This is a genomic window from Microlunatus flavus (genome assembly GCF_900110855.1).
In the GTDB taxonomy this organism is placed as follows: Bacteria; Actinomycetota; Actinomycetes; order Propionibacteriales; family Propionibacteriaceae; genus Microlunatus; species Microlunatus flavus.
Window position 1 is genome coordinate 115624 of sequence record NZ_FOFA01000002.1, and the last position, 22467, is coordinate 138090.

Consider the following 22467-nt stretch of genomic DNA (forward strand, 5'->3'; position numbering starts at 1 on the left):
TTCGACGAGCTCGGGGAGCCTGCGTGGATCAGTCGTGCTCGCGGAGGAACGACCCGACGACCTCGGTGAAGGCGTCGGGCTCCTCGACGTGGGGCATGTGGCTCGACTCGCCGAACACGTGGCTGCGGACGTCGGGGATGCGGTCGACGAACGGTTGCCAGACGATCGGCTTGGCCTCGTCGTACGCGCCGGCGACGACGAGCGTCGGGACGCGGATGGCGTCGACGCGGTCGACCACGGACCACTCCTTGAGGGAGCCGACGACGTGGAACTCGCTCGGCCCGTTCATGGCGTGGTAGACGGTCGGGTCGTCGTCGATCTGGTCGAAGCTCGCGGTGACCTCGGGCGGGTTGGGCACGACCCGGCAGACGTGGCGGTCGTAGAACACCTTCTCGGCGTCGCGGTACGCCTGCGAGTCCGTCGTCCCGGCCTCCTCGTGGGCGAGCAGCGTCGCCTGAACGTCGGCCGGCAGCTCGTCGCGCAGCTCGTTCGCGGCCTGCAGCCACAGCGGCATGGACGCCGGGCTGTCGCAGATCGTGAGCGAGAGGATGCCGCTGTCGTCGGACAGGACGACCTCCGGGCCGAGCATGCCGCCCCACGACTGACCGAGCAGGTGGAACCGTCCGGCGATGCCGAGGTGCTCGACGACCGCGCGGAGCTCGGCGACGAAGAGCTCGACGGTCCAGAAGGACGGGTCCGCGTCGGGCAGGTGGGTGCTCCGGCCGCACCCGAGCTGGTCGTAGTGCACGACCGCCCGGCCGTCGCCCGCCAGCGAGGTCATCGCCAGCGTGTAGTTGTGCGCGGCCCCGGGTCCGCCGTGCAGCACCACCAGCGGGGCCTGCGCGGCGTCCGGGTCGAGCGTCCCGGTCACGCGGTACCAGGTCTCGTGCCCCCGGAAGGGCACGGTCCCCGTCGTCGACGGCTCCGCGACCGCCACAGGCGTCGCTCCTACACTGCTCACGTCCAGCTCCCCCGAGAGATCGATAGCGGGCGAAGGCAGTCAAACATCGAAAAGGTGTGGTCTCAATACCTTTGGACGACCCGTCTCGTGACGGTCTTGTGACAGCGGCCGGGAGCCTGCGCCCCGCGAGCGTGACCGAGGACGTCGCGAACCGGCTCGTGACCGCCATCGCGATCGGCACCTTCTCACCGGGCGAGCGGCTGCCGTCCGAGCGCGAGCTCGCCACGAGGCTCGAGGTCAGCCGCGTGACGGTCCGCCAGGCGCTGCAGCGGCTCGGCGACCTCGGGCTCGTGATCGCCAGGCGTGGTCGCCACGGCGGGACCTTCGTCACGAGCCAGGCGTGGGAGGACGTCGCGCCCGACGAGGCGCGCCGGACCCTGGAGACGGAGCTGCCGCGGCTGCGGGACCTCTTCGACTACCGCTGCCTGGTGGAGGGCCTCATCGCCCGGACCGCAGCAGAGCGGCGTACGCCCGAGCAGCGCACGGAGCTGACCGAGGCGCTGGCCGCTTTCGGCACCACGGGTGAGGACATGGAGCTCGCGCGGGCCTGGGACCGGCGGCTGCACGGCCTCGTCTGCGCGGCCGCGGCCAACCCGCACCTTACCGCGCTCAGCGCCCACCTCACGGCGGCGGCGACGCTCGGGTTCGGCGCGGAGCCGTACGAGCGCGAGTTCTTCGACCAGGCGCTGCACGAGCACGCCGAGCTGGTGGCGGCCGTGGTCGAGGGGGACGCCGAGCGGGCCCAGCGGATCGCGCAGGGCCACTTCGTCCTGACCTACCGCACGATGGAACGTTCGCTGGAGCGTGCCGCGGCCCGCTGACCTGGCTCTTGCTTTCGTAAGCCGCCTGACGAATAATCGAGAGGTAGCAGACGATTTGAGAGGAAGGACAGTCATGCCGCAGGACCGCATCGCTCTGATCACCGGAGCCAATCAGGGAGTCGGGCTCCAGGTCGCCAAGGAGCTCGTCGCCGCCGGCGTGAGCGTGTACGTCGGTGCGCGGGACCTCGCGCGCGGCGAGGCCGCTGCCGCCGGCATCGGTGAGGGGGCCACCGCGCTCCAGATCGACGTCACCGACCTGGCCTCGATCGCCGCGGCGGCCGACCGGATCCGCGCCGAGCACGGTCGGCTCGACCTGCTCGTCAGCAACGCCGGCATCTCCAACACGCGCTCGGGGACCCAGACGCCGGAGGAGATGGCGGCGTCCTCGACGGCCAGCACCGCGTCGCTCGACGAGGTCCGCGCCATCTGGGACGTCAACGTCTTCGGGGTGCTCGCCGTCTACCAGGCCATGCTGCCGCTGCTGCGCGAGTCGTCGGACGCGCGCATCGTGAACGTCTCGAGCGGCGTCGGCTCTCTCGCCTCGACCGCCGACCCCTCCTTCCCGTACCGGAAGATGTACGGCCCCGGCTACGCGGCCTCGAAGACCGCGGAGAACGCCATGACGATGGCGATGATGATCGAGCTCGAGGACACCGACATCAAGATCAACCTCGTCTCGCCGGGCTTCACCAGCACGGCGCTCAACAACTTCGCCGGCACGGAGTCGGTCGAGGACGGGTCCCGGGAGGTCGTCCGGGTGGCGCTGCTCGGTCCGGACGGGCCGAGCCACACCTTCACGCGGTGGGAGGCGTCGCCCATCCCGTGGTAGCCATGGCGGATGGCTGACGAGGAGCGCGACCAGCACGACTCGGTCGGGGCGTGGGCGAAGAGCTACCACAACGCCTCCCGCGCCCTGATCGAGTCGACGCTGCGCGAGCACGACCTGGGGCCGACGCAGTGGTACGTGCTGCACCGGCTCGTGAACGTCGGGCCCACGCTGCAGCGCGACCTGAGCCGGCTGCTACGGGTGGAACGCGCGACGCTGAGCGGTGTCGTCGCCACGCTCGTGCGCAAGGGCCTGGTCGACCAGCACGCCGACGCCGCCGACCAGCGCCAGCGACGGCTCAGCATCACCGACGCGGGCCGGGCCCTGTGGTCGCGCCTGCCCGACCCGGTGGCGCTGGCCCTGGACGTCTCCTTCGCCGGCGCCGACGAGGCCGACCTGGCCGTCGCCCGTCGGGTGCTGCAGGAGGCGACGGCGCGGATCGAGGCGTACCTGGCTGCGCGCGGACCGGCCCCGAGCAGCCGGACCGACGGCACGGACTAGCGGGGACGCCGAACCGCGGCGACGAGGACCGGCGTCGCCAGGGTCAGGAGGCCTCGGCCACGCCGTCGTCGGCGGACAGGCGGCGCAGGAGGTCACCGAGCCCGTGGGCGGCGCGGCCCGGCATGCGGGCCGAGGTCATGACGACCGGGGACAACGAGCCGACGACCAGGCCGCCGGCGGCGGCCACGTGCTCGGCGAGGACGCGTTCCTCGCCGTGGACGACGGACGGGAAGCCGCCGGCCGCCTCGAAGGCGGCGGCCGAGACGGCGAGGTTCGCCGCCCACACGTGCCGGTGGCCCTCGGCGGTCAGCCCGGCCTGCAGGATCTCGTCGTACGCCGCCGCCGCGTGCCGGTCGGGGCGCCAGCCGTCGAGCGCGACGAAGCCGGCGACGAGGTCGGCGCCGGTCCGCGCGGCCACGTCCAGCAGGCCGGTCACCCAGTCGGGCCCGACCACGGTGTCGGCGTCGGTGGACAGCAGCCAGGTGCGGTCCACCTCGAGCCCCGGCGCGGTCCGCAGGGCGGCCCGGACCAGCGCGCTGCGGACCTCCCCGACCGTCGACGAGCGCTCGTCGTCGACGACGACGTGCTCCAGGCCGCTCGCCCGCAGCAGCGTGCGGGCGCGCTCGGCGGTCGCGTCGCGGCAGCGGTGGGCGGCGACCGCGACCCGGACCCGGGCGACCCGTCCCGTCGTCCGGGCGACCTCCAGAGCGGCGACGACGGCGGCCAGGCAGGCCTCGATCGCGTCCTCCTCGTCGCGCGCCGGCACGGCCACGAGGACGTCGGGAGCATCGACGACAGGCACCGGAACCGTCACGGCAGCGCTCCGTCCGGCAGCACCAGGAGCTGCTGGTCGTGGTGCGCGAGCATCTCCGGCGGCACGACCGCGCCCCAGCCGTCGGCGAGCGGGGCGACCTGGCTCCGGAAGCACTGCACGGCGTCCTCCCACGCCCGGTCGTCGGCCTCCTCGACGCGGACGCGGACGAGGTGGCCGCCGAGGTCGGTGGCCGGGTCGCCCCAGTAGGTCAACCAGACGCCGAAGTACCAGACCGGCACTCCCGCCCGGGCCGCGGCGGCGCCGACCGCGCGGCCCACGGCGCGGTGGTCGGGGTGCGGGTCGAGGGGGTGGGGCGCGAGCAGCACGAGCGGCCAGGGCGGGCCCGGCTCCGTCCGGATCAGGGCCAGGGCCTGGTCCACGGTCCGGCCCACCGCGGCGTCCAGCGCGGCCTGGGCGCCTTCGAGGCCGCTGTCGGGGAGCCCGTACGTCTCCCCGGCCTCGACGTCGAGGACCGCCAGGGCGGCGTGCCACTCGGCGAGCCGCCGGGCGGCCAGACCGGGAGGTCGTGCCCCGACGTGGTCGACGCACGCCTCGCCCGCCGTCGCCAGGACGGCTCGCGCCCGGCCGCCCGAGCGCCTCCAGGCGGAGAGCAGACGCCCCGCGCCGATCGACTCGTCGTCGGGATGGGCCGAGAACGCGAGCAGGGCGGCTCCGTCGCCGGCGAGACCGCGGAGCGCGTCGACGTCCACCCGCGGGCTCGCGGAGGCGCGGCGCCGCCACACGTCGACGTGGTGCCCCGCCCCGGTCACCGCAGGCCCGTCCGTCCCCGCGTCGCGAACGACCTCGACCACCAGCGACCTCCTCGGCCAGCTCCGCCTACGAGCCCTGATCCTCGCCGAGCCTAGGTGCGTCCCGAGCACCGGCTGGGCGGTGGCTCACCGGCCTGCCGCACCGAGGGCGGCGAGCGCCGCGTCGAGGTTGTGCTGGAGCGTGTAGAGCTCGAGGTCGGGGACCGCGTGCGCGACCGCGTCGTCGAGGGCCAGCCCGGTGGGTCCGGTGAGGAGCCGCGCCTCCGCGAGCGCGCGGTGCACGGCTGCCGCGACGACGGTGCGGACCTCGAGGGCGACCGCGGTGGTGTCCGTCGCGGGATCGTCGAGCAGACGGCCGCCGGACCGGACGGCGCCGATCGCGGCGACCAGGTCGGCGTGGATCCGACCGAACCGCGCCTGCTGGGCCGGGTTCGGGCGGGGGTGGAAGGCACGCAGCACGTCCAGGACACGGGCGAGGCCGCCGGCCCAGCAGGCGGCGACGCCAGCCCCGCCGGCCTGGAACCCCGGGCGCGACAGGTAGAAGTCGACGTCGCCGCGCTGGGCGTCGCGCGGCACGAGGTGCCGGTCGAGCCGGATCTCGACCGTCCGGCTGGGCGCCATGGCCGACGTCCGCCAGAACGAGGCGTCGGTGGGCAGGCCCGTCACGTCCAGGTCGAGCAGCAGGTGGTGGTGCTCGTCGGGCCACACCGGCACCAGCGCCCGGTCGAGCAGGACGGCGCCCGACGCGAACCGCAGCGTGCCCGACACCTCGAGGTCGGAGCCCCGCTCGACGGCGGTGAGCCCGGTGCTCGCCGACCGCGACGCCCAGACGCCGTAGAGCGCGCCCGGCGCCGGCGCGACGCCGGCCTGCCCGAGGATGCGGACCGCGTCGACGTGCGACTCGGCGAGCTTGGCGAGCGGGACGTCGGTACGGCCGAGCGCGAGCAGCTCCTCGACCAGGTCCGGCCACGCCACGCCGGCCCACGGTCGGCGGTCGACGAGCGCGGCGAGCACCGCCCGCTGGTCGTCGCCCGGGGCGTACGGGTCGTACGTCGCGGGCAGCGGGAGGGCCGCCGGCAGCGGCTCGAGAGTCGTCAAGGGCCCGGTCACGGCCGCCATGATGACGTCCGTGACCGGGCCCTCGCCGGGGGGTCGGGTCAGGCGGTCGTGGTGTCGGTCTTCTCGATCGAGGCGATCTCGACCTCGGCGGTGGCCTGGATGAGCGCGAGCAGCTCCGGGTCGAGACCCGGCGCGAACTCCTCCTTGCGCTCCGGCGCGATGGTGATCGGCATGCCGCCCTCGGGGATTGTCTGCGTGCTCAGCTCGGTGCCGTCGTTGCTCGGCGAGGCGCCGCGGTAGAGCTTGGCCGCCTGGCTGGCGTCGTCGATGTCGAACGTGTACTGCACGCTCTGCAGGCCCTGGTCGACGAGCTTCTTGACCTCGGGGAACTGCTCGGCGTTCGTCTTCGGGATCGGCAGGGTCTTGCCCCAGTCGACGCCGAGCGACTCCAGCGCCTTGGCGAACGCGTTCTCGTGGGCCTGGTCACGCACGATCAGGTAGGCGATCGTCGAGCGGGCCGCCTTGTTGTCGGTCATCTCGTAGATGCGGCACTTCTGCAGCCGGCCGGTGCTCTCCAGCATGAGGTTGTAGAGCAGGTCGAGCACGAGGTTGCCGGAGTTGTAGACGTACGAGCCGCTCCACGGGTTGCCCACGGAGTCGACCGGCAGCGCGCCCTGGGCGCCCACCAGGAAGTGGTGGATGTTGCCGGTGTCCTTGGCGATCGACAGCGTGGTCGCACCCTTGGCGCCGGGCTCGTCGACCGGGTCGGACTTCTTGCCCTTGTAGCCGGGGGCCCCGTCGAGGAGGCGGGCGATCGTCGTGCCGATCAGCTCGACGTGGCTGATCTCCTCGGTGCCGACGCCCTGCAGCAGGTCCTTGTAGGGCTTGGAGGAGGGGTCGCCGCGGAAGTTCATCGACTGGAAGAGGTACTGCATCATCGTGCGCATCTCGCCGAACTGGCCGCCCAGACCCTCCTGGAGGGCGTTCGCGGCGGCGGGGTCCGGCTCGTCGATGGCGATCTCGTTGATCAGCTGCTGGCGGTGGAGGTACATCGTTGCTCCTTGGTGACGGGCACAAACGTGCTCGAGGAGCGGCTGATGTCGCTGCAGAACCGCGTGGTCAACGTACCGCGAGCAGCGCCCACCGCGGTGGGCGGCCGCGTCAGCGCCCGGCGACCGGCACGTCGCCGCGGCGGCTGAAGGGTGCCCGGGCATTCGACCCGGAGGCGTCGGCCGCGTCCTTCCCGTCGCCGTCGGGCGAGGTCACCGACAGCAGCCCGGCGGCCACCTCGCGGAGCTTGACGTTCGCGTTCTGCGACTCGCGGCGCAGCGCCTCGAAGGCCGCGTCGGCGCTCAGGCCGAGCCGGCCCATGAGGACGCCGGTGGCCAGGTCGATCGTGCGCCGGGCGTCCATCGCCTCGATGCGGTCCTGCAGCTCGGAGGAGGTCGCCATCAGCGCGCTCGCCAGGCCCAAGCTGCCCGCCATGGCCAGCGCCACGCGGCGGGCGGTGTCCCGCTGGGTGGCGTCGAGGCCGTCGACCGCGGCGGAGTAGACCTTGAGCACCCCGATCACCCGCTCGTCGCCGTCGGTCACGGGCACCGAGATGCAGGAGCGCGCGCCGAGCTCCGCGGCCGCCGGACCGTAGTCGCCCCAGCGCGGGTCGGAGGCGAGGTCGGGCACGTAGAGCTCGCCCGCCCCGGACAGCGCCAGGAGGCAGGGGCCGAGCCCGATCGCGTACTGCGTCTGGTCGATCTTGGCCGCCCGCTCGGTGCTGGACCCGGTCGTCATCGGGTCGCCGCCGGCCACGGCCGTGGTCAGGGCGACGCCGAGGACGTCGCCGAGGCGATGGTGCGCCCGGCCGGCCGTCTCGCTCAGGTAGTCCTCGACCAGGGTCAGCACCTCGGGGGAGGAGACGCCGTACGGCCCACGCGCAGGAGCCTGCCCTGAAGTCACCGCAACCACGCGCCCATTCTCGTACGCCGTGAGGACGCCCGCGGAACGGTCCCGGTGCGCGTGTCTCAGGCGGGACCGCGGGTGAGCGTGTCGAGCAGGAAGCCGTCGTCGTCGTGGTGGATGCGGTGGACCCAGCCGCGCTCGGCGAGCCGGCTGACGAGCTCCAGCTGGCCGGCGGGCCCGCTCAGCCAGGCGTCGTCGGGAGCGCCGTCCCAGTGGACGGCGACGACCTCGCACGCCCGGGCGGCCCGCTCGTCGACCAGCGCCACGGTCGCGGCCCGCTGGGCGTCGGACAGGTAGTAGAAGACCTCGCTCACCACGACCAGGTCGGGCCGCGACCCCGGGTCGGGTGCCGCGGGCAGCGCTCGGTGCCGGACGGTGACCGGCAGGTCGGCGCACCGCTCTGCGGTCAGGCGGACGGCCTCCGCCGAGGCGTCGGCGGCGTGCACCTGGTCGCAGCGGGAGGCCAGGTCGGCGGTGAGGTGGCCGGTCCCGCAGGCCGGGTCCCACGCGAGCGTGTACCGGTCGCGCCGGAGGCAGGCGAGGACGACCGCCCGCTTTCGCCGCTCGTACGCGCTCGTGCCGACCTCCCAGGGGTCGGGGTCCGCGCGGTACAGCGCGTCGAAGTCCGGTGGTCCGCCCGTCGGCCCTGAGGCCCGGTCCGGGTCTGCGATACGGATGATCCCTGCCCCCCGTCGTCGGCCGCCACGTCGGGCGGCCCAGGTGATCTTCTCCCGCGGGGAGACCCTGGTTGCGACGAGGTCTGCCACGGCCCGCGCGGGACCGGACGCGATGGCAGAGTGTGCGCGTGCTCTACGTGGTCGTCTACGCCGTCGCCGAGGGCGGGGCCGAGCAGATCGCCGAGGTCTACCCGCGCCACCGCGCCTATCTCGACGACTTCGCGCGGACCGGGCAGGTGGTGCTCATCGGCCCGATGCTGCCCGCGCCCGCCAGCGGGTCGATGGCCGTGTTCCGCAGCCCGGAGGCCGCCGAGGCCTTCCCGCAGGGCGACCCCTTCGTGCTCGAGGGCCTGGCCGTGCCGTCGGCCGTCCGCGAGTGGGACGCGCTGGAGTTCCCACCGCCCACGCTCGCCCAGGGCTGATCGCGGTCCGACCCCGGCCCCGACGCGCGCTCAGCGCGGCGCGGCCGCCCGGTGGCCGCGGGCGAGCACCTCGTACGCCTCCGCGTTGCGCACGATGTGCGCGCGCTCGTCGTCGGTGAGGGTGCGGCGGACCTTGCCGGGGACGCCGGCCACGAGCGACCGGGGCGGCACGACCGTCCCCTCGAGCACGACCGCGCCAGCCGCGACCAGCGACCCGGTGCCGATGACCGCGCCGTTGAGGACGGTGGCGTTCATGCCGATGAGGCAGTGGTTCTCGATCGTGCAGCCGTGCACGACGGCCGCGTGGCCGACGCTGACGCCGAGCCCGATCAGCGCCGGGAAGTCGGTGTCGGTGTGGACCACGACGTTGTCCTGGAGGTTGGTCCCGCGGCCCACGACGATCTCGGCCATGTCGCCGCGCAGCACCGCGCCGTAGAAGACGCTCGAGCGGGCGTGCAGGCGCACCTGCCCGACGACGGTCGCGTTCTCCGCGAGCCAGGTGGTCGCGTCGAGGACGGGCTCGTGGTCGGCGTACGGGAGCACCAGGGGCACGCGTTCACCCTAGTGGGCGCGACTTTTCACCGGCCCTTCACCCTCCGGTGGCCGGCGTCGACGCGCACCGTCCAGCCCCGGCGGTCGAGGTGCTCGAGCAGCGGGATCGCGACCCGGCGGGTCGTGCCGAGGGCGAGGCGGGCCTCGCTGGTCGTGAAGGGCTGGGGCAGCGCGGCGAGCTCGCGCATCGCCCGCGCCGGTCCGTCGGGGAGCAGGACCATGTCCGGCGCGAGCCGCACCACCCGCCCGACCCGTTCGGCGGCGGCGAGCTCGGGCACGCCGAGGCCCCAGGCGTCGAGATCCGGACGTTCCGGGGCGAGGAACGGGTGGGCTCCGAGGTGGGCCTCGAGCCTGGTCATCCCCACCTCGGCGGGACCCAGGTCGCGGTCGTCGCCCGGTCGCCCGACGCGACCGTCCGCGTACGCCAGGCCCGCGGCCTCGACGAGCGGGGCCAGCAGGGACCGGTCCGGCAGGCCGAGGCGGCGCCGGGCGGCGTCGGCGGTGAGCCGGGGGTCGAGCGGGGTCCGGGCCGCCTGCTCGTCGACCGCCGCAGCGAGGTCGGCGGCCCAGCGGTCCCAGGTGGCCGGGTCGACGAACCAGCCGGCGACCGTACGGACGCGGGAGGTGTCGGCGGTGGGCACGCCCGCGGCGACGAGGTCGGCGGCCCGGGCGGCGCCGGCCCGGCGGACCCGGTCGGCGAGCACCGCGGCGGGCTCGTCGGCGTGGGCGAGCTCGCGGGCGCGGGCCGCGGCGGCACCGCGACGGTTCAACGGCGGTGGGGCCACGTCGAGCACGACGGCCCCCGCGGCGACCGCGTGGCGCCCGGGGTCGCGCAGCACGAGGCGGTCGCCCGGCTCGACCGGGAGGGGGTGGTGCAGGGTCAGCCGGACCAGCTCGTCGTCCAGCGGGCGGAGCCGGACGGGCACGGCGGCGGTGCCGAGGTGCGCGACGAGCTCGGCGGGCAGGTCGGCGGCGCGCGCGTCCGGGTCGTGGGGCCGCACGCGGACGTCGAGCAGGTCGGTGGTGGGCCAGGCGCCGGGTGTGAGCAGCGCGTCACCCCGGCCGACGTGCTCGACGTCGACGCCGCGGAGGTTCACGGCGACGCGGGCGACGGCGGGCACCTGCGGCACGTCGGCCCCGAGGGACTGGAGCCCGCGGACGGTGACCTCGCGCTCTCCCAGGGCGAGCAGGTCACCCTCGCGCAGGGTGCCGGCGCCGAGGGTGCCGGTGACGACGGTTCCCGCGCCGCGGATCGTGAAGGCCCGGTCGACCCAGAGCCGCACCCGGCCGTCGGTGCGCGGGGCCGGCAACGTTCCGACGAGGTCGAGCAGCGCCGCCCGGAGGTCGTCGAGCCCGGCGCCAGTGGCGCCGGAGACGGCGACGGCGGGCACGGCGCCGAGGCTGGAGCGGGCGATGCGTTCCCGTGCCTCGGCCGTCGCGGGGCCTGCGCCGGCGAGGTCGCTGCGGGTGACGACGAGCAGCCCGGTGGTCAGCCCGAGCGCGTCGACGGCGGCCAGGTGCTCCTCGGACTGGCGCCGCCAGCCCTCGTCGGCCGCGACGACGAACATCACGGCGGGCGCCGGGCCGAGCCCGGCCAGCATCGAGGCGATGAACCGTTCGTGCCCCGGCACGTCGACGAAGGCGAGCTCGGTGCTGCTGGGACCCTCGCCCACGCGCGTCCACGCGTAGCCGAGGTCGATGGTCATGCCGCGGCGCTTCTCCTCGGCGAAGCGGTCGGGCTCCATGCCCGTCAGGGCGCGGACCAGGGTCGACTTGCCGTGGTCGACGTGGCCGGCGGTGGCGACGACGTGCACGTCAGGCCCCGTCGGCCCCGGGCAGCCGGACGGCGCGCACGGCGCCGGCCACGCGGGCGTCGTCGGCGGGGTCGACGCAGCGCAGGTCGACCAGGCAGCGGCCGCGCTCGACGCGGGTGACGACGGCGGCCCCGGTGCGCAGGGCGGCGGCGTACGCGGTCGGCAGGGCGACGGCCCAGCCGGGCAGCTCCAGGCCCGGGGCTCCGCCGCCGCCGACGGCGCCGGCGCTGGGGACGACCTCCGCACCGAGACCGTCGAGGGCGGCGGCGAGGGCGTCGCAGCGTCGCCGCAGGTCGTCGGGGTCGGCGTGCAGGCCCGCCCAGGTCGGCGTCCGCGGTCCGCGCAGCGTCGCCTCGAGCGCCGCGAGGGTGAGCTTGTCGACCCGGAGCGCCCGGGCGAGCGGGTGGCGTCGCAGGCGCTCGACCACGGCCGTACGCCCGAGGAGGAGCCCGGCCTGCGGTCCGCCGAGGAGCTTGTCGCCGCTGCCGGTGACGAGGTCGGCGCCCACGCGGAGGGCGGTGTCGGCGTCGGGCTCGTCGGGGAGCAGCGGCTCGGGGACCAGCAGCCCGCTGCCGAGGTCGGCCACGACGGGCACGCCCAGCCCGGCGAGCGCGCCGACGTCGACGCTGGAGGTGAAGCCGTCGACGCGGAAGTTGCTGGGGTGGACCTTGAGGATGCAGCCCGTCCCGGGGCCGACCGCGTCGGCGTAGTCGGCGAGGTGGGTGCGGTTGGTGGTGCCGACCTCGCGCAGCCGTGCGCCGGTGGAGGCGATCAGGTCGGGCAGGCGAAAGCCGTCGCCGATCTCGACGAGCTCTCCACGGCTGACCACGACCTCGCGGCCGGCGGCGAGGGCTGTAGTGGCGAGGACGAGCGCCGCGGCGCCGTTGTTGACCACGTGCACGGCCTCCGCCGCGGGGACGGCGTCGGCCAGGGCCGCGAGGGTTCCGCGGCCGCGGCGGGCCCGGGAACCGTCGGCGAGGTCGAACTCGACGTCGGTGTAGCCGGCCGCGGCGACGAGCGCCTCGACGGCGGCGGGGGAGAGCGGGGCGCGGCCCAGGTTCGTGTGCAGGACGACGCCCGTCGCGTTGATCACCGGGCGGGTGCTGGCGGCGGCGCGGGGCAGGGCGGCGACCGCGGCGTCGGCGACGGCGTCGGGCGCCAGCTCGCCGGAACGGGCCCGCTGCTGCGCGGCCACGACGGCGGCCTTGACGAGGTCTGGGCCGAGCCGGGCGGACGCGTCCTGCAGGCGGGGGTCGGCGAGCACGCGGTCGGTGCGCGGGACCAGGCGCCGGGGGTCTGCCGTGGTGCTCACGGCCCCGATCCTAGGAAGGCGACGCGAACGGGGCCGGTGACGGAGCCGTCCGGGCGGGCGGGACGAGCTCGACGCGCTGGCGGGGCAGCGACGCGGCGTCCGCGTCGTCGCGGGCCCAGGCCACCAGGCCCTCGCGCACCCGGCACCGCAGGTCGAACAGGGTCGAGGCGTCCGCGGCGGTGACGAGGACGCGGATCCGGACCAGCCCGCCGGTCGCGTCGGTCACCTGCAGCGACTTCGTCCGCCCGTCCCACAGCGTCGTGGTCTCGAGGATCTCGTCGAGCCGGGTCCGGAGCCCGTCGACGTCGGTGCGCCAGTCCAGGTCGAGCTCGACGGCGCCGAGGAGCTCGGAGGTCCGGCGGGTCCAGTTCTCGTACGGCTCCTTGGTGAAGTAGCCGCAGGGCAGCACCAGGCGGCGGTCGTCCCACAGGTGGACCACGACGTAGCTGAGCGTGAGCTCCTCGATGCGGCCCCACTGGTTGTCGACCACGACGACGTCGTCGATGCGGATGGCGTCGGAGAAGGCGAGCTGGATGCCGGCGAAGACGTTGGCCAGCGTGGACTGGGCCGCGACCGCGCCGACCACGCTGAGCAGGCCGGCCGACGCCAGCAGGCTCGCGCCGACGGCCCGTACGCCGGGGAAGCTCAGCAGGGCCGCGCCGAGCGCGATCAGCACGACGAGCGCGACGGTCAGGCGGCGGATGACGAGCACCTGCGTCCGCAGCCGGCGCGCGTTGCGGTTGTCGGTGACGTCGGTGCGGTAGCGCTGCAGCCCGAGGTCCTCGAGGAAGAGGAGCAGCGCGCCCACGAACCACGCCACGGCACCGATCGAGAGCAGGCGGAGCACGAGCTCGACGCCCTCCCAGATGTTCGGGGTGACGTCCTGCGGTCGCGACGTCCGGCAGACGACGGCGATCACCAGGACCACGGCCAGGAGCCGGAACGGCACGGCGGTGTAGCGGGACAGCTCGCCCGCGACCGGCCAGCGCCGCGAGAGCAGGTGCGCGACGACGTGGACGACCACGACGCCGACGAGGGTCACGAGCAGGGCGATCAGGAGGGTGAGCGCGAAGTCGGTGAACGGGACAGCCATGGCAGAAGGTTCCTCGCCCCGGCGCCGCACGGGAAGGGCGGTCCGCTGGGGGTGGTGGCGGAGGCGGACGGGAATCGAACCCGCCAAGCCGAGGTGCTCGGCTTCACCGGTTTTGAAGACCGGGAGGGCCACCAGGCGCCTGTACGCCTCCGTGGGCGAGCGTAGCCGTTAGGTGGAGGTCCGGTCCGGGAGCGGACCCTTCCGCGGGCGGGACCTCCGGACCGAGGATGGGCAGGAGCCGGACGACGGAGGAGGGCGCGATGGCGGTGGCGCGACGGGTGCTGCTGGTCGTCGCCCTGCTCGCCGTCGTCGTCGGCCTGCTGCTTCTGGTGCGGGCGGGCGCCGCGGCGCGCGAGCAGGCGTGGGTCGACGGCTGCGTCGCCGACGGCGGCTGGGTGGCGACGACGCCGGCCGACACCGCGAACCCGCTGGTCGTCCACACCGGTCACCCCGTGCTCAGCTGCGTGAGCGAGACCGGCGTGGTGGTGTCCGTCCGGGACTGACCCCGCCCCGCGGCGCTGCACGCCCGGCAGCGGGCCCCGGCTCGCACCGGGACCCGCTGCCCGCTCGGCGGGTGCTGCTCGCTCAGCGGTACTGGTCGTCCATCCAGCTGATGCGCTTCTTCAGCCAGCCGCGGAGGTAGCTGACCTCCTTCGACCACGAGCCCTTCACGACCTGGGCCTTGCTGAGGTGGCTCTTGACCGACCACTTGTCGAAGTTCGCGTCGGCCGACCTCGCGATCACCGTCCGCTGGGCGGCCAGGAAGGCGTCCTCGCCCTTCAGCTGGGGGTAGACCTCCTTCCACCGGGCCCGTACGGCCCTGCGGAAGTCGGGGTCGTCGTTCAGTCGGTTGAACCAGGTGCTGCTCGACTGCTTCGCCGAGGTCGCGACCGGGTTCTTGAGGTACCACCCGGTGGGGCTCACCGTGCCCCCGGCGCGCCTCGCGGAACCTTCGGCGAGGTCGTAGTCCCACATCGGCCCGAAGTGGAGCTTGCCGCCGCGCGGCTTGTACATGTAGACGCTGGCCCACATGTTGCCGTCGACGGGCTTGGTCAGCTCCTGGGCGAGGTAGTAGTCGACCGCCGACTTCTCGTCGATGTAGGCCTTCCACCCCTTCGTGTCGCTCTTCCAGCTCGACCCGTACAGCGCCTTGTCGGTCGCGTCGAGGTAGGAGTTGACGTAGCTGACCTGCTTCTTGGTGATGCCGGTCCCGTCGTCCTCGTCCTCCGGCTCCTTGATGCCCACCCAGCCGCGCCTGCCGGCGTGCACGTTGTGGTCCGCGTCGTGACGGAAGTCCCACTCGAGCAGGTAGCCGCCGGTGACGTTCGGCTCCCGGTCGTTCGCGCCCGTCGGGTCCTCGGAACCGTTCACGAGCTCGTCGATGGCCACGCGGTCGTCCGCGATCGTGATCCGCTCCACGAGGAGGTAGCTGCCGCGGTACGAGCCGTTGACGTAGAGGTCGACCGGTGCCGACCTCGGCGTCCAGCCCAGGTTCGTCAGCTTCGACCCCAGGTCGAAGGCGGCGCTCTCGCGCAGCAGCGAGCGGTCGTACGCGTTGGCGATCAGCGCCCACTTCTTGCTCTTGCCCATGCCGCACAGGTCGGTCTTGGCGTCGAGCTTGACCGTGAAGGACTTCTTCGCGAAGGTCCACGAGTAGTTGCCGCGACCCTTGGCGATGACGTGCGACTGCGTCGGCACCGCCGTGCACCTCGGCAGCGCGGAGCTGGCGGTCATCGTGAACTGGCCCTCGAAGTAGCGCTTGCGCGTGTTGATCGAGTGGCCCTCGTTGGTGTTCAGGTAGACGGTCGACAGTCCGGTGCGCTTGGTGGTCGCCGGCGCGGCGAACGTGACCTCGTTCGAGACGACCTGGTCGTCGGAACCCGTTACCGCCCGGTAGCGGTGCTCGACCTCGAGCGGGTCGTCGAGGGCGAAGGTGACCTCGCCCTGCGCGTCCTCCTTCGCGGTGTCGAGCGTCTTCCAGGTGGGCTTCGTGACCTCGTCGGTGTTGGTGGTGACGAGGGTCAGCGCCTGGAGCCGGACGGTCGCCCCCTTCTTCGCCGGCGTCACGTGCGCCGTCGCGCTCGCCTGCGTCCCCGAGCTGTTGCTCCTGATCGCGTCGAGCCCGATCGCGGGCCCGGCCGCCGCCGCCCCGTCGACCATCGCCCCGGCCCCCACCACCGCGCCGACGGCCACCGCGACCAGCAGCCCTCGTCCTCGTCCTCGTCCCATGTCCCGGCCCCCTCCGGTCACCACCGGTCAGCACCGACCGGTGTCGGTCGACGGTAAGGACGAGCGGCGCCGGCGCGGGCCGGTTCGCGAGCAGGTCAGGACCAAGGGCCATGACGCTCGGGACCAAGGTCCGCCCAGCACAGACGTCGGGCGTCCGGCCGGGCCCGGCTGGAGGCACCGGGACGGTGCCGGGCGCCTGACTACGGTTGGGCACGTGACGGCGACCCTCGATCTGAAGACCGGGCCGATCAGGCTCACCCAGTACGCGCACGGCGGCGGCTGCGCCTGCAAGATCCCGCCGGGCGAGCTCGAGGCCGTGGTCGCCGGGCTCACGCCGTGGTCCGACGCGAACCTGCTCGTCGGCCTCGAGAGCGGCGACGACGCCGCCGTCGTCCGCATCGAGGGCGACCGCGCGATCGTCGCCACCACCGACTTCTTCACCGCGGTCGTCGACGACGCGTACGACTTCGGCCGCATCGCCGCCGCGAACGCCCTCTCCGACGTCTACGCCATGGGGGCGACCCCGCTCGTCGCGCTGAACCTGGTCGGTTGGCCCCGCGACGTCCTGCCGCTCGAGCTGCTCGGAGAGGTGCTGCGCGGCGGGCTCGACGTCGCCCGCGAGGCCCACGTCCACGTCGCCGGCGGCCAGAGCATCGACGACCCCGAGCCCAAGTACGGCATGGCCGTGACCGGGATCGCCGACCCCGCGAGGCTGCTGCGCAACGACGCCGCCGAGCCCGGCCTGCCCGTCAGCCTGACCAAGCCGCTCGGCGTCGGGGTCCTCAACAACCGGCACAAGGCGACCGGCGAGGTGTTCCGCAACGCGATCGACTCGATGGTCCGGCTCAACGCCGACGCCTCCCGCGCCGCGCTCGCCGCGGGCGTCCGGGCGGTCACCGACGTGACCGGCTTCGGGTTGCTCGGGCACGGCTACAAGATGGCGCGCGCCTCGGGCGTGACCCTCGTGGTCGACCACACGAAGGTCCCGTACCTCGACGGGGCCCGGGAGGCGCTGCGCGACGGCTTCGTCAGCGGCGGCACGCGGCGCAACCTCGACTGGGTCCGCCCGCACCTCGCCGCGGACGGCGTCGACGAGGGCGAGCTCCTGCTCCTCGCCGACGCCCAGACCAGCGGCGGCCTGCTGGTCGTCGGTGAGGTCCCCGGCGCTCCGGTGGTCGGCGAGACCGTCGCCGCCGGCGAGCATGGGATCGTGGTCCGGTGATCAGGAACGTCGTCCTCGGCCGCATCGACCCCGACGCCACCGAGGAGGTGCGCTTCGGCCTCGACACCGGCCTGCTCGGCCTCGCCGGCATGCGGCCCGCCGGGCTCGTCGGGCCCATGCGGATCGGCTTCGACGCCGGCCTGCGCGAGGGCGGCTGGAGCTTCGCCATCACCAACGACTGGGTCGACGCGGCGGCGTACCAGGCCTACGACGTCGACCCCGAGCACGGCGAGTTCCGCGCGCTGGTCGGGCGGGCGTGCCTCGAGGTCGCCCGCGTGCAGTTCGAGACGCCGGACCTGCCGCCGGACGACCACGACCCGGCCCTGCCGACCGACCCCGAGCCCCTCGGTCTGTAGCGGGTGCAGACCTTCCTCCCGTACGCCGACTTCGAGGCCTCGGCGCGGGTCCTCGACCTCAAGCGGCTGGGCAAGCAGCGCGTCGAGGTCATCCAGATCGTGCGTGCGCTCACGGTGCCGGGCTACGCCTGGAAGTCGCACCCCGCCGTGCTCATGTGGCAGGGCCACGAGGAGGCGCTCGGGCGCTACGGCCTCGTGATGTGCGACGTGTGGGTCGAGCGCGGGTTCGACGACACGTGCGCGGGCACGATCGTCGACGACCTGGCCGCGTACGGGGTCACCGAGATCCGCACCGAGGAGGCGCTCCGCGAGGCGGGCGCGCTGCCGGCGTGGGTCGAGGACGAGCACGTGCTGGAGAGCCACCGTTCGGCGCTCGTCCGCAAGGACCCGGAACGCTACGGGCCGTTGTTCCCCGACGCCCCGGCCGACCTGCCGTACGTCTGGCCGGTCCGCTCGCCCGCCGTGGTCGAGGCCGAGCAGCGCAAGGCGGAGAACGCGGTCAAGCGCGAGCAGCGCCGCCGCGAGAAGCTGGCGCTCGAGATCGAGAAGCAGCGCCGCGCCCGGAGCGCCGCGGCGAAGCGGGGCGCGAAGACGCGGGCGGCGAACCGGCGCGCGGCCCAGCAGCAAGGCCTCTGACCCGGCGCGCCCGAGTACGCGGCCCGTGGGAACGGCCAGTCACGGGTTCGCGGACCTGCCCCGCACCTTCGCCCGAGGCTTACGGTCGCTGCCCACCGAGAGGGGAGCGAGATGAGCGTCGTCGCCGGAGACCTCGACCTGCTGGCCGACCCGCTGGCCGTCGAGCTGCTGGGCTCGCGGCTCCCGGCCCGGCTCGCCTACCTCTGGACCGACGAGACGCCGCGGGTCGTCCCGGTCTGGTTCCACTGGACGGGGAGCGCGCTGGTGATCGGCAGCCCCGCGCGGGCGCCCAAGCTCGACGCGCTCGAGCGGCACCCAGAGGTCGCCGTGACGATCGACTCCGACGCGTGGCCCTACCGGGTGCTGTCGGTGCGCGGGACGGCCGTGGTGACCCGGCTCGACGACGTCGTGCCGGAGTACGCGGCCGCCGCCGAGCGCTACCTGGGCCCCGACGCCGGGCAGGCCTGGGTCGCGTCGTTGCGCGGCCAGCCCATGGGGCGGGTCGAGATCACCCCGCGCTGGGCGAACCTCCTCGACTTCGAGCACCGTTTCCCCAGCGCGCTGTCGGCCTGACCCGCGCTCAGGCCGGCAGGCGGAGACGGAACCGCGCCCCGCGCTCGGACGGGAGCAGCGTCAGCGATCCGCCGTGCGCCTCGGCGATGCCGCGGGCGATGGAGAGGCCGAGGCCGGAGCCGCCGCCCGAGCGGGAGGGGTCCAGGCGGACGAGGCGCTCGAACACGCGCTCCGCGTCGGCGGGCGGGACGCCGGGCCCGTCGTCGGACACGTCGACGACGGCGGCGTCCTGCTGACGGCTCAGGTCGAGGACCACGTGCCCGCGGTGGCGGGTGGCGGCGAGGGCGTTGTCGACGAGGTTCGTGAGCACCTGGGTCAGCCGGTCGGGGTCGGCGGTGACGCCGCCGGCGTGGCCGACCACCTCCAGGCGGGCGTCCGGGTGGCCGAGCCGGGCGACCTCGACCACGCCCGCCGCCACGGCTCCGAGGTCCACCGGGACCCGGTGCAGCTCGAGGCCGGAGTCGATGCGGGCCATGGTCAGCAGGTCGTCGGCGAGGCGGCTGGCGCGCCGGGCCTCGCGGATGACCGTCACGCTCAGCTCCTCGCGCTGGCGGCGGTCGTCGGTGCTGCGCAGCAACCGTTCCGCGGCGGCCTGGACCCCGGCGAGCGGCGTGCGCAGCTCGTGGGCGGCGTCGGAGAGGAACGCCCGGAGCCGGTGCTCGGCCCGCTTGGCCTGACGTTCGGCGCCCTCGACCTCGTCGAGCATGGCGTCGAACGCCGACGCCGCCTGCCCGAGCTCGGTCCCGGGCCGGTCGGGCCGCAGCCTCGCGCCGCGATCGCCGGCGGTGATGGCGCGGGCGGTGGCGGTGACCTGGTCGAGCGGGCGGAGCGCGCGGTTGACGACCGGCCGCAGCGCGAGGGCGGCGAGGGCGAGCAGCACCAGTCCCGCGACCGCGAGCGTCGTCCGGACCTGGTCGAGGGTGCGCTGGACGTCGCCGGAGTCGGCGAGCAGGACGAGCGTGCTGCCGTCGGACAGACGTTCGGTGACCGACAGGATCTTGCCCTGCTCGCGGACCGGACCCTTGGGTCCGCCGCTCGGGCCCGGAGGTGGACCCGGCGCCGTCGAACCGGCGCCGCTCGGCGCCAGCGGACCCTTGCTCTCCACCTGGCCGGAGCTCGTGGTCAGCGTGACCGAGACGCCGTCGCCCTCGAGCCGGTCGACGAGGGTCTGGATGTCGACCTGCCCGACGAGGTAGGTGGCGTAGGTCGCGCGGTCCTGCAGCCGCTGCCTCAGCTCGCCCTGCAGCCGGGCCCCGAGCGCGAGGTCGGTGGCCACGGCGAGCACGACCAGCATCGCGGCGATGAAGAGCAGGACGGTGATCGTCACCCGGTTGCGCAGCGAGCGGGTCCGCAGGCCGCCCGTCGGCACCTCGACGCGGCTCACCGGGGCGCCCGCAGGACGTAGCCGAGCCCGCGGGACGTGTGGATCAGGCGCGGTCCGTGCGCCTCGATCTTGCGGCGCAGCGCGCTGATGTGCACCTGCACGAGGTTGTCGGCGTAGTCGTCGTAGCCCCACACCTGGGTCAGGATCTGCAGCGTCGACACCACCCGGTCGCGGTTCTCGGCGAGGAAGACCAGCAGGCGCAGCTCGGTCGCGGTGAGCTCGACCTCCACGCCGCCGCGGGTCACGCGAGCGGCGGCGGGGTCGACGAGGAGGTCGTCGACCTGGATGGTGCCCAGGGTGACGCCGGCGCGACGCAGGACGGCCCGCGTACGGGCGAGCAGCTCGGACGTGGCGAACGGCTTGACCACGTAGTCGTCGGCGCCCGCGTCGAAGCCCCGCAGCCGGTCGTCCACCTCGTCCCGCGCGGTCACGATGATCACGGCGGCCGGGGTGCGGGAGCGGACCACGCGGCTGAGCGTGGGTCCGTCGCGGCCCGGCAGCATCCAGTCCAGGACCACGAGGTCGGGGCGGAACCGGTCGAGCTCGGCCTCCAGGTCGCGCCCGTCGGGGAGGCCGCGCACCTCGTAGCCGGCGTCGCCCAGGGAGCCGACGAGCGCCTCCTGGATCGCCGCGTCGTCCTCGACGACGAGCACGCGTGCACTCCCTCCCGACCTGGTCACGGGAGCCAGTGTGGCGTCACCGGGCTGAAGAACACCTCAAGAAGCCAGGCCCGGCCGGTCGGCTTGAGGGCGGCTTCAGGTTCGCTCCGCAGATTCGACCTCGAGCCCGCCACCGCGGTGGGGAACGAGACGACGAGGAGAGTCCCATGGACCACCACGACGAGGACCCGGCCGAGCAGCTGCGCCGGGCGCAGGCCCGCCACGAGGCCGACCGGGCCGACGCGAGCCGCTACGAGTCCCTGGACAGCCACGACACGCAGGAGATCCCGGTCGTGCGCGGCCGTACGCACCGGGGTCGTCGCTGGGCGATCGGCGGCGCGGTGGCGGCCGTCCTCGCCGCCGGCATCGCGGTGCCGGCGCTCGCCGCCGGCGGCGGCCAGACCGAGGGCGGGGGCGCGCCCGCCCAGGTGCAACCCGCCGACGCCGGGACGCCGAGCCCTGACGCGAGCGACGCCCCGACCGGCGCGCCGACGGACGGCGCGACCCCGCCCGCACCGCCCTCCGGTGCGCCGACCGACCAGCCGTCGACCGCACCGGCCGACGGTCCGGCGGGTGGCCCGGCGGGACCCGGCGGCTGCCCGCCCGCGCCACCGGCTCCCGGGAAGGACGCGCCGAAGCCGCCGGCTCCGGGGAAGGACGCGCCGACGCCGCCGGCTCCGGGGAAGGACGCGCTGAAGCCGCCGGCTCCGGGGAAAGACGCGCCGACGCCGCCCGCTCCGGGCAAGGACGCGCCGAAGCCGCCCGCTCCGGGCCAGGACGCGCCCACGCCACCGGCTCCGGGCCAGGACGCACCGACCCCGCCCGCCCAGGGTGGGGCCCCGACCCCGCCGGCCCCGCCGTCGGACGCCCCCAGCGCCCCGGCGCCGACCACCGGCAGCTGAAGGACGCCGCTGAAGGACGGCCGTCGAACGACGGCCGCTGGACGACGGACGACCGGCCGCACCCCGAGGGTGCGGCCGGTCGCCGGTCTCCGGTGGTCCGCCGTGGCGGACCGGCTCAGCTCAGGGCAGGTCGACCGGGCGCAGCACGCGGTCGATGCCGTGCGCGATCTGGACGTTGCCCTTGTTGATGTTGATCTTCACGATCCGCGGGTTGCGGTCGTCGGTGTCGGCGTCCACGAGGTAGACGCGGTGGTGGCGGGTCACCTTGACCTTCAGCGTCGCGCCCGGAAGGGCGGTCTGGAGGACGGCGCCGTTCGAGCGGAGCGCCTGCTTGTAGGTGATCGTCGTGCCCGGGACGACGTGGTAGAGGAGCACGGACTCGATCGTGTCGACGCCGAGCGTGGTGGCCAGGTCGGTGAACACGGCCTTCTCGCTGCGGTAGTGCTTGCCGGTCAGGTCGTGGGCCAGTCGGCGGAACGCGCGGTCCGTCGGCAGGAACGCCGTCAGCGGGGTCTTGCCGTCGGCCAGCACGGCGACCGGGCTGTCGGGCTTGGCCGCGAGGACGGCGGCGACCGCGTTGTCCGCGATGTCGAAGTCGTTGGGGTTGTGGTCGAAGCCCGTGCCGTCCTTGGCGAGGACGGTGGCGAGGCTCCGGGTGCCCAGCGGGTGCGGCTTCGGGTGCGCGCTCGCCGGCATCCCGAGCCCGACGAGCATGGTCAGGGCCGCGACGACGATCGCGACCACCCTCCGTGGTGCACGCATGCGAATCTCCTTCGATCCGGTAGTGGTGCTCGGGGGTTCCTGAGCAAGATTCAGGGCGGATGCACCGTCATTTAAGGCATCGGTCGGTACAGGACGCGCACGAACGACGGTGCCTGCGGTGGCACGATCAGGTGTCTAGACGTCCCGACAGGTCGACCGCTGAGCT

General features: G+C 74.5%; 25 protein-coding genes and 1 tRNA gene. 10 read left to right on the top strand and 16 right to left on the bottom strand.

Annotated elements, in window-relative coordinates:
- Positions 1–28 precede the first annotated feature (28 nt).
- Positions 29–937 (bottom strand): proline iminopeptidase-family hydrolase, encoded by a 909-nt coding sequence (locus BMY04_RS04925; protein WP_091178050.1) that lies wholly within the window; start codon positions 935–937, stop codon positions 29–31.
- 155 nt (positions 938–1092) lie between these two features.
- Here BMY04_RS04925 and BMY04_RS04930 point away from each other — a divergent pair, with 155 nt between their 5' ends.
- From BMY04_RS04930 to BMY04_RS04940, 3 genes are all read left to right on the top strand, one after another.
- The gene (locus BMY04_RS04930; protein WP_170854000.1) at positions 1093–1782 is read left to right on the top strand and encodes a FadR/GntR family transcriptional regulator; all 690 of its coding nucleotides are present in this window, start codon (positions 1093–1095) and stop codon (positions 1780–1782) included.
- A 73-nt stretch (positions 1783–1855) separates the two neighbouring features.
- Positions 1856–2611: an SDR family NAD(P)-dependent oxidoreductase gene (locus BMY04_RS04935; protein ID WP_091178052.1), complete on the top strand. Its 756-nt coding sequence runs from the start codon at positions 1856–1858 to the stop codon at positions 2609–2611.
- 9 nt (positions 2612–2620) lie between these two features.
- The gene (locus BMY04_RS04940; RefSeq protein WP_091178053.1) at positions 2621–3109 is read left to right on the top strand and encodes a MarR family winged helix-turn-helix transcriptional regulator; all 489 of its coding nucleotides are present in this window, start codon (positions 2621–2623) and stop codon (positions 3107–3109) included.
- 43 nt (positions 3110–3152) lie between these two features.
- Here BMY04_RS04940 and BMY04_RS22640 read toward each other — a convergent pair whose 3' ends face one another.
- The 6 genes from BMY04_RS22640 to BMY04_RS04970 all read right to left on the bottom strand — a co-directional run bounded on the left by BMY04_RS22640 (position 3153) and on the right by BMY04_RS04970 (position 8475).
- The gene (locus BMY04_RS22640; protein ID WP_170854001.1) at positions 3153–3923 is read right to left on the bottom strand and encodes a glycosyltransferase; all 771 of its coding nucleotides are present in this window, start codon (positions 3921–3923) and stop codon (positions 3153–3155) included.
- Positions 3920–4735, bottom strand: a complete 816-nt coding sequence (locus BMY04_RS04950; protein WP_170854002.1) for a PIG-L deacetylase family protein — start codon at positions 4733–4735, stop codon at positions 3920–3922. The genes BMY04_RS22640 and BMY04_RS04950 overlap by 4 nt, the downstream gene beginning before the upstream one ends.
- 84 nt (positions 4736–4819) lie before the next feature.
- On the bottom strand, positions 4820–5803 hold the full coding sequence (locus BMY04_RS04955) for a hypothetical protein (protein WP_139209750.1): 984 nt from the start codon (positions 5801–5803) through the stop codon (positions 4820–4822).
- Between the two features lie 47 nt (positions 5804–5850).
- A complete protein-coding gene (locus tag BMY04_RS04960) occupies positions 5851–6804 on the bottom strand; it encodes a manganese catalase family protein (protein WP_091178056.1) in 954 nt (317 codons plus the stop codon).
- Positions 6805–6913: 109 nt separating this feature from the next.
- Positions 6914–7714, bottom strand: coding sequence for a GAF and ANTAR domain-containing protein (locus BMY04_RS04965; protein WP_139209751.1), 801 nt, complete (start codon positions 7712–7714; stop codon positions 6914–6916).
- A gap of 56 nt (positions 7715–7770) precedes the next feature.
- Positions 7771–8475 carry a class I SAM-dependent methyltransferase gene (locus tag BMY04_RS04970; protein ID WP_198409951.1) on the bottom strand — a complete coding sequence of 235 codons (705 nt, stop codon included), beginning with the start codon at positions 8473–8475 and terminating at the stop codon, positions 7771–7773.
- Positions 8476–8513: 38 nt separating this feature from the next.
- On the opposite strand from BMY04_RS04970, the gene BMY04_RS04975 reads away from it, so the two are divergent.
- Positions 8514–8807 carry a YciI family protein gene (locus BMY04_RS04975; RefSeq protein ID WP_091178511.1) on the top strand — a complete coding sequence of 98 codons (294 nt, stop codon included), beginning with the start codon at positions 8514–8516 and terminating at the stop codon, positions 8805–8807.
- A 30-nt stretch (positions 8808–8837) separates the two neighbouring features.
- Here the strand turns inward: BMY04_RS04975 and BMY04_RS04980 are convergent, their stop codons facing one another.
- The 5 genes from BMY04_RS04980 to BMY04_RS05000 form a co-directional block, all read right to left on the bottom strand.
- Positions 8838–9359 carry a gamma carbonic anhydrase family protein gene (locus tag BMY04_RS04980; RefSeq protein WP_091178058.1) on the bottom strand — a complete coding sequence of 174 codons (522 nt, stop codon included), beginning with the start codon at positions 9357–9359 and terminating at the stop codon, positions 8838–8840.
- Positions 9360–9385: 26 nt separating this feature from the next.
- The gene (gene selB, locus BMY04_RS04985; RefSeq protein ID WP_091178059.1) at positions 9386–11173 is read right to left on the bottom strand and encodes a selenocysteine-specific translation elongation factor; all 1788 of its coding nucleotides are present in this window, start codon (positions 11171–11173) and stop codon (positions 9386–9388) included.
- A gap of 1 nt (position 11174) precedes the next feature.
- On the bottom strand, positions 11175–12485 hold the full coding sequence (gene selA, locus BMY04_RS04990; RefSeq protein WP_091178060.1) for an L-seryl-tRNA(Sec) selenium transferase: 1311 nt from the start codon (positions 12483–12485) through the stop codon (positions 11175–11177).
- 10 nt (positions 12486–12495) lie between these two features.
- Complete coding sequence (locus tag BMY04_RS04995; RefSeq protein ID WP_091178061.1) at positions 12496–13578, bottom strand: mechanosensitive ion channel family protein; 1083 nt, start codon at positions 13576–13578, stop codon at positions 12496–12498.
- A gap of 55 nt (positions 13579–13633) precedes the next feature.
- Positions 13634–13729: transfer RNA gene (locus tag BMY04_RS05000), tRNA-Sec, on the bottom strand.
- Positions 13730–13838: 109 nt separating this feature from the next.
- On the opposite strand from BMY04_RS05000, the gene BMY04_RS05005 reads away from it, so the two are divergent.
- Positions 13839–14081, top strand: a complete 243-nt coding sequence (locus tag BMY04_RS05005) for a hypothetical protein (RefSeq protein ID WP_091178062.1) — start codon at positions 13839–13841, stop codon at positions 14079–14081.
- 82 nt (positions 14082–14163) lie between these two features.
- Here the strand turns inward: BMY04_RS05005 and BMY04_RS05010 are convergent, their stop codons facing one another.
- A complete protein-coding gene (locus BMY04_RS05010; protein WP_091178063.1) occupies positions 14164–15807 on the bottom strand; it encodes a CotH kinase family protein in 1644 nt (547 codons plus the stop codon).
- 232 nt (positions 15808–16039) lie between these two features.
- Between BMY04_RS05010 and selD the strand changes: the two genes are divergently transcribed.
- The 4 genes from selD to BMY04_RS05030 all read left to right on the top strand — a co-directional run bounded on the left by selD (position 16040) and on the right by BMY04_RS05030 (position 18594).
- A complete protein-coding gene (gene selD, locus BMY04_RS05015) occupies positions 16040–17029 on the top strand; it encodes a selenide, water dikinase SelD (RefSeq protein WP_408630443.1) in 990 nt (329 codons plus the stop codon).
- On the top strand, positions 17026–17385 hold the full coding sequence (locus BMY04_RS05020) for an antibiotic biosynthesis monooxygenase family protein (protein ID WP_198409952.1): 360 nt from the start codon (positions 17026–17028) through the stop codon (positions 17383–17385). Before selD ends, BMY04_RS05020 begins: the two co-directional genes overlap by 4 nt.
- A gap of 3 nt (positions 17386–17388) precedes the next feature.
- Positions 17389–18021, top strand: a complete 633-nt coding sequence (locus BMY04_RS05025; RefSeq protein WP_170854003.1) for an MSMEG_6728 family protein — start codon at positions 17389–17391, stop codon at positions 18019–18021.
- A gap of 111 nt (positions 18022–18132) precedes the next feature.
- Positions 18133–18594, top strand: a complete 462-nt coding sequence (locus tag BMY04_RS05030) for a pyridoxamine 5'-phosphate oxidase family protein (protein WP_091178064.1) — start codon at positions 18133–18135, stop codon at positions 18592–18594.
- Positions 18595–18601: 7 nt separating this feature from the next.
- Here the strand turns inward: BMY04_RS05030 and BMY04_RS05035 are convergent, their stop codons facing one another.
- Positions 18602–19978 (bottom strand): HAMP domain-containing sensor histidine kinase, encoded by a 1377-nt coding sequence (locus tag BMY04_RS05035; RefSeq protein WP_198409953.1) that lies wholly within the window; start codon positions 19976–19978, stop codon positions 18602–18604.
- Positions 19975–20658 (bottom strand): response regulator transcription factor, encoded by a 684-nt coding sequence (locus BMY04_RS05040; protein ID WP_091178065.1) that lies wholly within the window; start codon positions 20656–20658, stop codon positions 19975–19977. Before BMY04_RS05040 ends, BMY04_RS05035 begins: the two co-directional genes overlap by 4 nt.
- Positions 20659–20804: 146 nt before the next feature.
- On the opposite strand from BMY04_RS05040, the gene BMY04_RS05045 reads away from it, so the two are divergent.
- Positions 20805–21539 (top strand): hypothetical protein, encoded by a 735-nt coding sequence (locus BMY04_RS05045; protein ID WP_091178066.1) that lies wholly within the window; start codon positions 20805–20807, stop codon positions 21537–21539.
- 120 nt (positions 21540–21659) lie between these two features.
- Here BMY04_RS05045 and BMY04_RS05050 read toward each other — a convergent pair whose 3' ends face one another.
- Complete coding sequence (locus BMY04_RS05050) at positions 21660–22301, bottom strand: fasciclin domain-containing protein (protein WP_091178067.1); 642 nt, start codon at positions 22299–22301, stop codon at positions 21660–21662.
- Positions 22302–22467: the final 166 nt, after the last annotated feature.

Excerpts from the sequence above, each read along its gene's own strand:
- BMY04_RS04995 (WP_091178061.1), bottom strand. The coding sequence starts at position 13,578 with ATGGCTGTCCCGTTCACCGACTTCGCGCTCACCCTCCTGATCGCCCTG.
- BMY04_RS04960 (WP_091178056.1), bottom strand. The coding sequence starts at position 6,804 with ATGTACCTCCACCGCCAGCAGCTGATCAACGAGATCGCCATCGACGAG.
- BMY04_RS05010 (WP_091178063.1), bottom strand. The coding sequence starts at position 15,807 with ATGGGACGAGGACGAGGACGAGGGCTGCTGGTCGCGGTGGCCGTCGGC.
- BMY04_RS05045 (WP_091178066.1), top strand. The coding sequence starts at position 20,805 with ATGGACCACCACGACGAGGACCCGGCCGAGCAGCTGCGCCGGGCGCAG.
- BMY04_RS05050 (WP_091178067.1), bottom strand. The coding sequence starts at position 22,301 with ATGCGTGCACCACGGAGGGTGGTCGCGATCGTCGTCGCGGCCCTGACC.
- BMY04_RS05005 (WP_091178062.1), top strand. The coding sequence starts at position 13,839 with ATGGCGGTGGCGCGACGGGTGCTGCTGGTCGTCGCCCTGCTCGCCGTC.
- BMY04_RS04935 (WP_091178052.1), top strand. The coding sequence starts at position 1,856 with ATGCCGCAGGACCGCATCGCTCTGATCACCGGAGCCAATCAGGGAGTC.
- BMY04_RS05030 (WP_091178064.1), top strand. The coding sequence starts at position 18,133 with ATGAGCGTCGTCGCCGGAGACCTCGACCTGCTGGCCGACCCGCTGGCC.
- BMY04_RS04940 (WP_091178053.1), top strand. The coding sequence starts at position 2,621 with ATGGCTGACGAGGAGCGCGACCAGCACGACTCGGTCGGGGCGTGGGCG.